This window comes from Pseudomonas sp. NPDC089547, from assembly GCF_050280665.1.
GTDB lineage: Bacteria > Pseudomonadota > Gammaproteobacteria > Pseudomonadales > Pseudomonadaceae > Aquipseudomonas.
Map to the genome: position 1 here is coordinate 31,500 of NZ_JBNNVS010000017.1, position 12,027 is coordinate 43,526.

10 protein-coding genes are annotated in these 12,027 nt (G+C 62.8%); 4 read left to right on the top strand and 6 right to left on the bottom strand.

Translation table 11 applies throughout. The features are described from left to right. Window positions 1-57 precede the first annotated feature (57 nt). From ACQKPZ_RS14000 to ACQKPZ_RS14010, 3 genes are all read left to right on the top strand, one after another. Window positions 58-366: a hypothetical protein gene (locus tag ACQKPZ_RS14000; protein ID WP_427538965.1), complete on the top strand. Its 309-nt coding sequence runs from the start codon at window positions 58-60 to the stop codon at window positions 364-366. Window positions 367-405: 39 nt separating this feature from the next. Then, window positions 406-1,224: an alpha/beta fold hydrolase gene (locus ACQKPZ_RS14005; RefSeq protein WP_427538968.1), complete on the top strand. Its 819-nt coding sequence runs from the start codon at window positions 406-408 to the stop codon at window positions 1,222-1,224. Between the two features lie 377 nt (window positions 1,225-1,601). Next, window positions 1,602-3,443 (top strand): amidohydrolase, encoded by a 1,842-nt coding sequence (locus ACQKPZ_RS14010; protein ID WP_427539110.1) that lies wholly within the window; start codon window positions 1,602-1,604, stop codon window positions 3,441-3,443. Between the two features lie 211 nt (window positions 3,444-3,654). On the opposite strand, the gene ACQKPZ_RS14015 is transcribed toward ACQKPZ_RS14010, so the two are convergent. The 3 genes from ACQKPZ_RS14015 to ACQKPZ_RS14025 all read right to left on the bottom strand — a co-directional run bounded on the left by ACQKPZ_RS14015 (window position 3,655) and on the right by ACQKPZ_RS14025 (window position 7,570). Further along, window positions 3,655-5,253 (bottom strand): MFS transporter, encoded by a 1,599-nt coding sequence (locus tag ACQKPZ_RS14015; RefSeq protein ID WP_427538971.1) that lies wholly within the window; start codon window positions 5,251-5,253, stop codon window positions 3,655-3,657. 1 nt (window position 5,254) lies between these two features. Next, window positions 5,255-6,517 carry an OprD family porin gene (locus ACQKPZ_RS14020; protein ID WP_427538974.1) on the bottom strand — a complete coding sequence of 421 codons (1,263 nt, stop codon included), beginning with the start codon at window positions 6,515-6,517 and terminating at the stop codon, window positions 5,255-5,257. A 141-nt stretch (window positions 6,518-6,658) separates the two neighbouring features. Beyond that, on the bottom strand, window positions 6,659-7,570 hold the full coding sequence (locus ACQKPZ_RS14025) for a LysR substrate-binding domain-containing protein (protein ID WP_391130726.1): 912 nt from the start codon (window positions 7,568-7,570) through the stop codon (window positions 6,659-6,661). Window positions 7,571-7,705: 135 nt separating this feature from the next. Between ACQKPZ_RS14025 and ycaC the strand changes: the two genes are divergently transcribed. Then, complete coding sequence (gene ycaC / locus ACQKPZ_RS14030) at window positions 7,706-8,335, top strand: isochorismate family cysteine hydrolase YcaC (protein ID WP_427538977.1); 630 nt, start codon at window positions 7,706-7,708, stop codon at window positions 8,333-8,335. Window positions 8,336-8,530: 195 nt separating this feature from the next. Here the strand turns inward: ycaC and ACQKPZ_RS14035 are convergent, their stop codons facing one another. The 3 genes from ACQKPZ_RS14035 to ACQKPZ_RS14045 all read right to left on the bottom strand — a co-directional run bounded on the left by ACQKPZ_RS14035 (window position 8,531) and on the right by ACQKPZ_RS14045 (window position 11,863). Next, window positions 8,531-9,109, bottom strand: a complete 579-nt coding sequence (locus tag ACQKPZ_RS14035) for a PBECR2 nuclease fold domain-containing protein (RefSeq protein ID WP_391130720.1) — start codon at window positions 9,107-9,109, stop codon at window positions 8,531-8,533. 172 nt (window positions 9,110-9,281) lie between these two features. Beyond that, entirely contained in the window at window positions 9,282-9,575 is a 294-nt protein-coding gene (locus ACQKPZ_RS14040; RefSeq protein ID WP_427538980.1) for a hypothetical protein, read from the bottom strand. 500 nt (window positions 9,576-10,075) lie between these two features. Further along, window positions 10,076-11,863, bottom strand: coding sequence for a monovalent cation:proton antiporter-2 (CPA2) family protein (locus ACQKPZ_RS14045; RefSeq protein WP_427538983.1), 1,788 nt, complete (start codon window positions 11,861-11,863; stop codon window positions 10,076-10,078). Between the last annotated feature and the right edge of the window lie 164 nt (window positions 11,864-12,027).

Consider the following 12,027-nt stretch of genomic DNA (forward strand, 5'->3'; position numbering starts at 1 on the left):
CTCCGCCCGTTCACCGTTGCACAGTGGATGCGGGCAAGCTCATCCCAAGGAACGCCGATGAACACCGCACTCCAAGACAACCGCGAAGTGGTGACCGTATGCCTGCAACACCAGGTTCTTGATAGCACCCCGGGCACCCCGGCCGCGCAACCGCCGCGCTGGAAGCAGGCGCTGCTGACCTACCTGGTGATCTGCCCGATGACCATGATCATTCCGCAACTGCTGGCGCCGCTGTTCGCTCGCTTCCCGCAGCTGGGCGGCCCGATCACCGGCAACCTCATCGTCAACCTGTTCGTCATCCTGCCCGTGGTGTTCTACATCATGCCTTGGGTCACCCGCCGCTGCGCCAACTGGCTGCGCGGCTGAGCCACGCCTTCACCTCGACACTTTCAAGGAGATACCGTTATGAGCACCTTCGTTACCCGTGATGGCACTTCGATCTATTTCAAGGACTGGGGCAGCGGCAAGCCCGTGCTGTTCAGCCACGGCTGGCCGCTGGATGCCGACATGTGGGATTCGCAGATGGAGTTCCTGGCCAGCCGCGGCTACCGCGCCATCGCCTTCGACCGCCGGGGCTTTGGGCGTTCGAGCCAGCCGTGGAACGGTTACGACTACGACACCTTTGCCGATGACATTGCCCAGCTGATCGAGCACCTCGACCTGCGCGACGTGACCCTGGTGGGCTTCTCCATGGGTGGCGGTGACGTCAGCCGCTACATCGCCCGCCACGGCAGCGAGCGGGTCGCCGGGCTGGTGCTGCTGGGGGCAGTGACGCCGGTATTCGGCAAGCGTGACGACAACCCCGAGGGCGTCGACCTGTCGGTGTTCGAAGGTATCCGCGCCGGCCTGCGTGCCGACCGCGCCCAGTTCATCGCCGATTTCGCCGCGCCGTTCTATGGCATCAACCATGGGCAGAAAGTGTCCCAGGGCGTGCAGGCCCAGACCCTGAACATTGCGCTGATGGCCTCGATCAAGGGCACCCTGGATTGCGTGACGGCGTTCTCCGAAACCGACTTCCGCCCGGACATGGCCAAGGTCGATGTGCCGACGCTGGTGATTCATGGTGATGACGACCAGATCGTGCCGTTCGAGACCACTGGCAAGCAGGCGGCGGAACTGATTCGTGGGGCCGAGCTGAAGGTGTATGCCGGGGCGCCGCACGGGTTTGCGGTGACCCATGCGCAGCAGCTTAATGAGGATTTGCTGGCGTTTCTCCAGCAGTAACTGTGGGAGGCATTCGCGGGCTCGCCCGCTCCCACAGGTACTGCACAGCACTCGAAACCTGTGATTTCCCTGTGGGAGCGGGCGAGCCCGCGAAGAGGCCGGCCCAGGCAACACAAAACCTGATCAGGGCTAACCTTCTACAACCCACCGCACATCCATCCAAGCCCTGGCACTGCACCAACCGGCATGCTTCGCAGTTGCGCCTGCCGCCGCCGCACCTAGAGACGGAGAACCCCATGTCCCAGGACCGCAACGACAAGACCCGTCGCCAGTTCCTCGCCACCAGCACCGTGCTCGGTGCTGCCGGTGCGCTCTGGTCTGCATTGCCTTTCACCGGCCAAGCCGGTTCCGCTCACGCATCCACCCAAGGAGGTTCCATGACCGCCGACCTGATTCTGTTCAACGGCAAACTGCACACCGTTGACCGCGAAAAGCCCACCGCTACCGCCGTCGCCATCAAGGACGGCCGCTTCATCGCCGTGGGCAACGACGCCGAGGCCATGGCCCACAAGGGCGCCACCACGCAAATCGTCGACCTCAAGCAGCGCACGGTCATCCCCGGCCTGAACGACTCGCACCTGCACCTGATCCGCGGTGGCCTGAACTACAACCTGGAGCTGCGTTGGGAAGGCGTGCCGTCGGTGGCCGATGCCCTGCGCATGCTCAAGGACCAGGCTGCACGCACGCCGACCCCGCAGTGGGTGCGTGTGGTGGGTGGCTGGAACGAGTTCCAGTTCGCCGAAAAACGCATGCCGACCCTGGAAGAAATCAACCAGGCTGCACCCGATACCCCGGTGTTCCTGTTGCACCTCTACGACCGCGCATTGCTCAACCGCGCCGCGCTCAAGGCTGTCGGCTACGACAAGAGCACCCCGAACCCGCCGGGTGGCGAGATTCAGCGTGACAAGTTCGGTAACCCGACGGGCATGCTGATTGCCCGCCCGAACGCGATGATCCTCTACGCCACACTGGCCAAAGGGCCGAAGCTGCCGCTGGAATACCAGGTCAACTCCACCCGCCAGTTCATGCGTGAGCTCAACCGCCTGGGCCTGACCAGTGCCATCGACGCTGGCGGCGGCTACCAGAACTTCCCCGACGACTACTCGGTGATCCAGGAGCTGGCCGACAACAACCAGCTGACCGTGCGCATTGCCTACAACCTGTTCACCCAGAAGCCCAAGGAAGAGCTGGACGACTTCAAGAAGTGGACCTCCAGCGTCAAGCTGCACAGCGGCACCGACTTCCTGCGCCACAACGGCGCCGGCGAAATGCTGGTGTTCTCCGCCGCCGACTTCGAGGACTTCCTCGAACCGCGCCCGGACCTGCCGCAGACCATGGAAGAAGAGCTGGAGCCGGTGGTGCGCCACCTGGTCGAGCAGCGCTGGCCGTTCCGCCTGCACGCTACCTACAACGAATCGATCACGCGCATGCTCGACGTGTTCGAGAAGGTCAACCGCGACATCCCGTTCAACGGCCTGCCGTGGTTCTTCGACCATGCCGAAACCATCACCCCGCAGAACATCGAGCGCGTGCGCGCCCTGGGCGGTGGTATCGCCGTACAGGACCGTATGGCCTTCCAGGGCGAGTATTTTGTTGATCGCTACGGCGCCAAGGCCGCCGAGCAGACCCCACCGATCAAGCGCATGCTCGACATGGGCGTGCCGGTTGGTGCCGGTACCGATGCTACCCGTGTGTCCAGCTACAACCCATGGACCTCCCTGTACTGGCTGGTCAGCGGCAAGACCGTGGGCGGCATGGAGCTGTACCCCGAAGGGCTGAGCCGCGATACCGCACTGCAACTGTTCACCCAGGGCAGCGCGTGGTTCTCCAGCGAGCAGGGCAAGAAAGGCCAGATCAAGGTGGGCCAGCTGGCTGACCTGGCGGCGCTGTCGCTGGACTTCTTCAGCGTTGATGAAGAGGCGATCAAGGGCATCGAGTCGGTGCTGACCATTGTCGATGGCAAGGTGGTGTATGCGGCGGGTGAGTTCGATCGCCTCGGCCCACCACAGGTGCCGGTGCTGCCGGAGTGGTCGCCGGTGGCCAAGGTGCCGGGGCACTGGCGTGTGGGTACACCGTCGCTGGCAGCAGCCGTGCACCAGTGCTCGGGGCCGTGCGGGGTGCATGCGCACAGCCATGACAAGGCGCGCAAATCGAGTGTGCCGGTGAGTGACTTCCAGGGCTTCTGGGGGTCGCTGGGTTGCTCGTGCTTTGCGTTCTAAGCTGAGCTGATACAAAGAAGGGGCCAATTGCTGGCCCCTTTTTTGTCTGTCAGGATTGCGCATTCCCCTGTAGGAGCGGCCTTGTGTCGCGAAAGGGCTGCGCAGCAGCCCCATGGTATTAGCGACACAGCAGAAATTGCCGGGGCTGCTGCGCAGCCCTTTCGCGACACAAGGCCGCTCCTACAAAGGGCGCGCATCAGTCCTGTGGCATTCAGTGGTGAGCCTTATGCTCCCCGCCAGCCAACAGATGCCGAATCTTCACCGCAACCCCATCGGTCTGCAGCATCCGCACCCGCGCCTCGATCTTCAGCTCGCCGCGCGTCACTCGATGGTGATGCCGCAAATGCTCCAGCCACGACTCTTCAAAGAAGAACTCCAGCCACACCGTCGGGTCGGCACTGTCGCGCATCAACCCCCACGACAATGCGCCATTACGTTTGCGCATGGCCTCCAGCTCCCGCGCCGCCAACTGGAATGCTTCGGCCTTGGCCGGGTCGATGTGGTACTCCACGGTCACCATCACCGGTCCGCTTTCCTTGTCCATGTCATCGCTCAGCACCGGCACCGGCCAGTGCAGCGACGGCGTCAGCTCTTCAGCCTCGGTTTCCGGCAGCGTCACCTTGCAGGTCAGCAAGGTGCCCAATGCCAGGCCACCTGCGGCAAACAGCAGGCTGAGAGTGATCGATACATGGCTGGCAACCGTACCCCACAGCAAGCCGCCACAGGCCATGGCGCCGAAGAAGATCAGGATGTACACCGACAGCGCCCGCGCCCTTACCCAGGCCGGTACCGAGGTCTGCGCTGCCACCTGCAAATTCGACAGCACGGCAATCCACGCCGCACCACTGAGCAGCATCGCTGGCATCAGCACGTAGAAATTGCGCACCAGTGCCAGGGCCAGCAGGAACAGGGCATACAGCAGGCTGGCCAGCATCACCAGGCGGTCGCGGCTGATGCGTTCACGCAGGCGCGGCAGCAAGGTCGCGCCGGCCACCGCGCCGATGCCGATGGCCGCCAGCAGCAGGCCGAAGTCGGCAGCGGTACCGTGCATTTCACCGCGCACGATCAAGGGCAGCAGCGAGGTGCCAGCGCTGGCGCAGAAGAAAAACGCCAACGCTCGCAACAGCACGGCCTGCAAGGGTTTGGCACTGCGTGCGAAACGCAGCCCGGTACGCATGGCACCGACAAATCGTTCCGCTGGCAGCAGCGGTTCTTTCACTTCGCGTTTCCACAGGAACAGCACCAGGATCACCCCGGCGAACGAAACCGCGTTCAGGGCAAAGGTCAGCCACGGGCCAACCAGGCTCACCACCACGCCAGCCAGGGCCGGGCCAATGGCGCGGGACACATTGATGCCGACACTGGAAATGGCCACCGCGTTGGCCAGGTCTTCCTTGCCCACCAGTTCCGGCGTCAGCGCACTCCAGGCCGGCATCATCAACGCCGTACCGATGCCCAGCGCCAGGGTCAGCACCAGCAGCAGGGTCACGTTCATCAGCCCGAGCAGGGTCAGCGCCGCCAGCACCACGGCCACGGCAGACATCCACAGTTGCACCAGCAACAGGTAGCGGCGCTTGTCGACGATGTCCGCCGCCGCACCTGCCGGCAAGGCCAGGAAGAACATCGGCAATGATCCGGCCACCTGGATCAGCGCCACGTGCAGCGGGCTGGCCGACAGCGTGGTCATCAGCCAGCCGGCGCCAACTTCGTGCATCCAGGTGCCGATGTTGGAGGCGATGGTGGCGATCCACAGCATGCGGAAGGTGGTGTTGCGCAACGGGCTCCAGGCGCCTGAAGGGGATGTGCTCATGTCAGAAGCTGCCTTTGAGTGGGTATTCGATGATCAGGTAGATGCGGTCGATGTCATCGCCGGCCTGGGCCTGGTTGGCGCGGTGGCTGACGTGGGAGAACGACAGGCTCAGGTCCTTGGCGGCACCTGACTGCACCACGTATTTCAGGTCGATGTCGCGCTCCCAGTGTTTGCCGCCGTTGCCGTACTGGTTCACATAGGCGCCGTTCGCCGGGGCATGGCTGCCATCGATGCCCCGGCCGCTGACGTAGCGGCCCATCAGGCTCAGGCCGGGGACGCCGAGTGTGGCGAAGTTGAGGTCGTAGCGCAGTTGCCACGAGCGCTCACCGGGGCCGTTGAAGTCGGCGTACTTGATCGAGTTGGCCAGGTAGATGGAATCGCCGCCGACGAAGTCGAACGGGGTGTCGCCCTCGACTTTCTGGTAGGCCAGGCTCAGCGCCTGGGCGCCGAAGCTGTACTTGGCCAGCAGGCTGTAGGCGAGGGTGTCGATTGCACCGGCGCTGGCGTTGCCGGTGTCGCGGGTGCTGTACAGGTTGCCGTCCAGGCGCCAGTTGCCTTCGGCCAGGTTCAGGTTCAGGTAGGCCTGGCGCCAGGTGTCTTGCAGTTGCCCGGCGTACAGCGCGCCGCCGAACGGGCCAGCGGGCGCGAACGTGGCGCCGGCCAGGCTGATGGCTCGGTTGCGGGTGGTGGCGCCATAGCCGCTGAAGTCGTCGTGGGTGGAGCTGTTGTCCTGGTTGTTGAAGGCGGTGAAACGCCCGGCTTGCAGGCGCCAGTCGGGCAGGTCGGTGTTCTCCACGAACCAGCCGGTGGCGTATTCCGGGTGCAGGCGTTTGTCGCCGGTATCGAACACCGGGGTTTCCACGTTCATTTCGCCGTAGCGCAACTGGGTGTTGCCCAGGCGCAGTTTCAGTGCGGCGCCAGCGCTTGAGTAGTCGGATTCGGCGCGGCCATCGCTGTCGCGTGGCAGCAGGCCAGTGCCGGCATGGCCGCGGCCGCCGTCGAGCTTCAGGCCTAGAAAGCCATGGGCGTCGATGCCTACGCCCACGGTGCCTTCGGTAAAGCCTGAGCGCACCTCGCCGATGAAGCCCTGGGCCCATTCCTGGCGGTAGTTCTGGCCACTGCCGGAAGGTGTGCGGAAGTCGCTGTGCAGGAAGTAGTTGCGGCTGAGCAGCGACCAGCCGGGTTCCTCGGCCTGGCTGAGTGCGGGGCAGAGGGCGAGGGTGGCGAGCAGGGCGCGGCCTGGTCCGTGAGTGGCGCGGATCATGGGGGCTCCGGGGTGGATGATCCGGGACTGTGGATGAAGGGTAGGTCAGGGGTCTTGTATGTGTGTGCTTTAACGGGCTTTGCCTGTCCCGGCCCTTTCGCGGGTTCACCCGCGAAAGGGCCGGAGCAGGCAGCTACCCATTTAGGCCATGTCGCTGATCGCAAATTCCTCGGCCAGATGATCGATCAACGCCCGCACCGACGGCAGCAACCCGCGCCGCGAGGGGAAGATCGCATGCACGATGCCGCACCGCGGGTGCCAGTCCGGAATCAGTTCCACCAACCGCCCCGATGCCAGGTCTTCGCGCACCGCCACCCGCGGCAAATGCGCAATCCCCACCCCAGCCACCACGAAATGGCGCAAGGCAAACAGGTCGTCGGTCACCATGCGCGGTGTATGCGGGATGACGATGCTGCGGCTGCTGTCCTCACCCTGGAACAGCTCCCACTGGTACTCGCGCTGGGCGCTGCCCCAATGCAGGCTCGGCAACGTGCCGAGCAGTTGCGGATCGAAGCCCTTGGGCAGTTGGTCCAGGTACTGCGGCTGGCCGACCAGGCACTGGGTGCTGTTGCTCAGCACCTTCATCACCATGTCGGTGTTTTCCAGCGGCGGAAAGCGCACTCGCAGCGCAATGTCGAAGCCCTCGTGCAGCAGGTCGACGCGGCGGTTGGTACTTTCGATGAACAGCTCCACCTGCGGGTACTTGAGCATGTAGCGGGTCAGCATCGGCCCGACCCAGGAGTTGAGCAGGGTGGTAGGGCAACTGATACGCACCAGCCCGCGTGGCTCGCTGCGGTTGCGCTCAATGATCTCCGCCGCGCCCTCGGCCTCCACGCGCATGGCCAGGCAGCGGTTGTAGTAGGCCTGGCCGATCTCGGTCAGCGAGCAGTGCCGGCTGGTGCGGTGCAGCAGGCGCACGCCCAGGCGGTCCTCAAGGTCGGCGATGCGCCGGCTGAGCTTTGACTTGGGCATGTCCAGCGCCCGCCCGGCCGGGGCGAAGCCGCCGTGCTCGACTACTTGGGTGAAGTAGTAGAGGGAGTTGAGGTCTTCCAATGATCGTTCTCCAAACGGAACGCTAAGGACGGTTTTCGCAGTCTAGTGCAGCAAAGGTGATGATTTTAATCTGTGCCCATCAACGCGAAACACCCCGAATTGCTGAAAACTTCATAACCCTTAGGAGCACAGACCATGGCCAACTTCAAATACAACCGCCTGAACAAAGACGACGCTGCCGTACTGCTGGTCGACCACCAGGCTGGCCTGCTGTCGCTGGTGCGTGACATCGAGCCGGACAAGTTCAAGAACAACGTGCTGGCCCTGGCTGACCTGGCCAAGTTCTTCAACCTGCCGACCATCCTCACCACCAGCTTCGAACAAGGCCCCAACGGCCCGCTGGTGCCCGAGCTGAAAGCGCTGTTCCCGGATGCGCCGTACATCGCTCGCCCTGGCCAGATCAATGCCTGGGACAACGAAGACTTCGTCAAGGCGGTGAAGGCCACTGGCAAGAAGCAGCTGATCATTGCTGGTGTGGTGACTGAAGTGTGTGTTGCCTTCCCGGCCCTGGCGGCGCTGGAAGAAGAGTTCGATGTGTTCGTGGTGACCGATGCGTCCGGCACCTTCAATGAAATGACCCGTGATGCTGCCCATGACCGCATGAGCCAGGCGGGTGCCCAGCTGATGACCTGGTTCGGCGTGGCCTGCGAGCTGCACCGCGACTGGCGCAACGATGTCGAAGGGCTGGCGGCGCTGTGCTCGAACCACATTCCGGATTATCGCAACCTGATGACCAGCTATAACGCGCTGACTTCGGGTAGGTAACACCAGGTAACCTGATGGTTGAATTCCACTGAGAGCGATCGTTGACTTGATGCGAGAGTGTTGTTAGCGTCTCAGTTGAGCGCGAAACCAGCTGCCATTCAGCGGCAACAGTTGGCGTAGGAACCCCGTCGATGGCTGAATCATCAGCGTCGGGTGAGACCTCCACACCCCGGCTTGAGGGTGTGTATATGAATATCAAGCATGCTTACAGGGCCACTGGTAACAGTGGCCCTTTTCTTTGCTCGGTAGAAATGTGTACCGCTTGTAGAGCAGCTTCCCGTGGCGATGCTTGTTCAGAGCTTTTGCATCGCACTGCATGAAATTCCACAGCATTTTGCCTTTGTCGAGTGTTACGACCACCAGCATCTGCCGCTTGGTCTCGTAGACGCCTATAAAGGCAAGCCTGTTGGTGTTATTGGTGTATGCCACCTGCCACACTTCAAATGGTCCGATCAGCGTATCCAGGGCGACTTTGACATAGCGTTCCCGGGCGTCCTGTCGCTTTTCGACAATGTGATGGATACAGCTACGCCGAATCAGGATGTCGCCCATTGGGCTTTTGACGATTACCCGGCTGGCATCTTCTCTGCTCAAGCCCAGGTGCTGTGCAGCCAGTTCAATTGCGGCGTCATGTGAGTCGGCAGAAGCGAGTTCTTCGATAGCCTGGGCGCGCAGTTCACGCGCAAGCGTTTTGAGGTCTGGCAGTTTCTCGTCCACCCAATTGTTCTGGCTTTTGCTCTCGGTGACTTTCGCGATGGAGTGGTTGGGGCTCAATGAGATACCTGGCTGCGATGGATGTCGCTGATGCGGTGGCGGCCAAGTGAGCCTAGAGAGCAGAGTTTTCTTGAACAATCAGACGGGGAGGGACGCGCTTTGTAGGGTGTTTCCTATATTGAGGCTGAGCAGGCCAGTCACAGCAGCCTGCTCAGGTCTGATGCAAAGCGCTTTAACTTATGGGCTGTGACTCAATCCCATCCAGCAATGCCTCAACCAACCCTTCTGCCATTTCGAGTGCATTCAGGTTGCTCCAGAACAGGCTTTTGCCTGTGTCATCCAGATGCTCCAAGGCTTTGTAGCCGCAGTCGTAGGCACCGCGCAGGTACTGGGCGACATGTACCAGGGCATCGTGGGCGGAGACGCCCGGGTTTACTGTGAACAATGGGGGATGGCCGGCATCGCAGCGGCTGAAGGGGCGCTGGGTGGTGTTTGGGAGGGGTGGATCGGGGACGATCTTTTTCATTGCAGTAAGCTCTCTAGGTTGTACTGCAACCGTCCGTTTCCACGCGAAGGGTGGCAGTTGTACACGGGGTGGAAAACCGGTGAGAGGCAACCCGGTAGGCCATACGGCCTCCCGTGCACAACTGCCATTGAAGACAGCACCTCAAACCGAGACGGGTTTCCACACCCGATCGCTGAACCGCCAGCGACCCGGTCAGCCTAGAGAGCAGGCCTTCCCCGGACAATCAGACGGCCGTCGACACGGTGTGTAGGATAATTCTTCAGGCTATGTGCACATGTAAGAAACGGCCCGGAAAGACGTAGGACGCTGCTGAGAATCCGGTGTGTTGGGGCCGCTACGCGGCCCTTCGCGGGCACGCCCGCTCCCACAGGAATCGCGCAAACCTGGCAGGCGGCACAGTACTTGTGGGAGCGGGCGTGCCCGCGAAGGGCTGCATAGCAGCCCCAATCTGTTAACTGACGGGCTCTAGCCTAAGCCTTCCCCAATTGATGCGCCGATCTTCAATCCGCATCCGAATCAAACAACCGCTCCAACTCCACCCGCGCCTCCTTGGCCGTCTGCATCACCTTGGCCCGGTCATCACGCACCTGCCCCTGGGCCACTAGCACCTCCTCATCATGCTGGGTGAACCGTGCAATCCGGTCCGCCGCCTGTTCATCGCTCAAGCCCAACCCCACCAGCGCGCGGCGGGTCATCTCCAGGCTGGAGTAGAACGTCTCGCGAATTGGCTCTGCACCCACATCCGCCAACTTGTGCACATGCTGGCGGTTACGTGCCCGGGCCAGCACTTTCAGGTGCGGGTACAGGCGCTTCACCCGTTCAGCGGTGTGAATGGCCGCTTCAGGGTGATCGATGGTGATGATGAAATACTCCGCTTCACCCACCTTGGCCGCATGCAGCACTTCCGGGCGCAGCGGGTCGCCGTAGAACACTGGCACCTGCTCGAACATGCGGGTCATCTCGATGGTGTCTACCGAGGTTTCCAGGGCAATGAACGGGATTTTCTGCGCCCGCAGGATGCGCGCGACGATCTGGCCCATGCGGCCCATGCCCACGATCACCACCCGCGGCGTATCAGCCTGGATCTGCTTGTACTGCTCGGGCACTTCCCGCACAGGCTGCGGGCGTTTCAGGGCGCGGGCGCAGCCAATCATCAGCAGCGGGGTGATGGCCATCGACAGGGTAATGGTCATCAGCAACAGGTCGTAGGTCTGGGTGTCGAACAGCCCTTGGTCCTTGCCCAGCTTGAACACCACGAAGGCGAACTCACCCCCGGCGGCCAGCACCATGCCCAAACGAAGGGCGCTGGCGCTGTTCAGGCCACCGGCCAGGCGGCCGACGCCAATCAAAAGCACCAGCTTTACCGCCACCAGCAGCAAGGTCAGGCCCAGCAGCACCAGCGGCATTTCCAGCAGCAGGCGCAGGTTGGCGCCCATGCCGACGCTGATGAAGAACAGCCCCAGCAGCAGGCCCTTGAACGGTTCGATCTGCGACTCCAGCTCATGCCGATACTCCGAGTCGGCCAGCAGCAGGCCGGCGAGGAAGGCGCCCAAGGCCATGGACACACCGGCTTCTTCCATCAGCCAGGCGGTGCCGATCACCACCAGCAATGCGGTGGCGGTGGACACTTCTGGCAGGCCGGTGCGGGCCACGGTACGGAATACCGGGCGCAACAGGTAGCGGCCGCCGATGATGACCACGGCAATGCTGCCAAATACCTTCAGGCCGTGTTGCAGGCTGTCACCGTGGCTGGTGTCCGGGCCACTGGCGGCCAACAACGGCACCAGGGCAATCAGCGGGATGGCGGCGATGTCCTGGAACAGCAGGATGGCAAAGGCCAGGCGGCCGTGCGGGGCGTTCAATTGCTTGCTCTCGGCCAGGCTCTGCAGGCCAAGGGCGGTGGACGACAGCGCCAGGCCCAGGCCGAGCACGATGGCTGCCGGTAGTGACTGGCTGAAGCCGAACAGGGCAATGGCGCCGATCAGTGCACCGGTCAGTAGCACCTGGGCGGTGCCGACACCGAACACTGATTTGCGCATCAGCCACAGGCGCTTGGGTGACAGTTCCAGGCCGATGATGAACAGCAGCAGCACCACGCCCAGCTCGGAAATGTGCGCCACGCTCTCGGTGTCGCGGATCAGGCCCAGCGCTTGCGGGCCGATGACCACGCCGGCCAACAGGTAACCGAGCACGGCACCCAGTTGCAGGCGTTTGGCCAGCGGTACGGCGAGGACAGCGGCGAGCAGGAAGATCACCGCGGTTTGCAGAAGGCTGCCTTCGTGTGGCATTGGCTCGTACTCCATGAGCTGCCGGGGCAGCGTTTGAACAGTTTGGCCGACAATTCTGGGGGGCGGGGTGGCGTTAGACAATCTGCTGTTGGAAAGTAAGATTGTCCTGAAAAAAGAGACAGTAGCTGCGAGCTGCGTTCAGTTGTAGGAGCGGCCTTGTGTCG

Coding starts and splice junctions, on each gene's coding strand:
- ACQKPZ_RS14005 (WP_427538968.1), top strand. CDS start 406: ATGAGCACCTTCGTTACCCGTGATGGCACTTCGATCTATTTCAAGGAC.
- ACQKPZ_RS14015 (WP_427538971.1), bottom strand. CDS start 5,253: ATGAGCACATCCCCTTCAGGCGCCTGGAGCCCGTTGCGCAACACCACC.
- ACQKPZ_RS14010 (WP_427539110.1), top strand. CDS start 1,602: ATGACCGCCGACCTGATTCTGTTCAACGGCAAACTGCACACCGTTGAC.
- ACQKPZ_RS14020 (WP_427538974.1), bottom strand. CDS start 6,517: ATGATCCGCGCCACTCACGGACCAGGCCGCGCCCTGCTCGCCACCCTC.
- ycaC (WP_427538977.1), top strand. CDS start 7,706: ATGGCCAACTTCAAATACAACCGCCTGAACAAAGACGACGCTGCCGTA.
- ACQKPZ_RS14040 (WP_427538980.1), bottom strand. CDS start 9,575: ATGAAAAAGATCGTCCCCGATCCACCCCTCCCAAACACCACCCAGCGC.
- ACQKPZ_RS14000 (WP_427538965.1), top strand. CDS start 58: ATGAACACCGCACTCCAAGACAACCGCGAAGTGGTGACCGTATGCCTG.
- ACQKPZ_RS14045 (WP_427538983.1), bottom strand. CDS start 11,863: ATGCCACACGAAGGCAGCCTTCTGCAAACCGCGGTGATCTTCCTGCTC.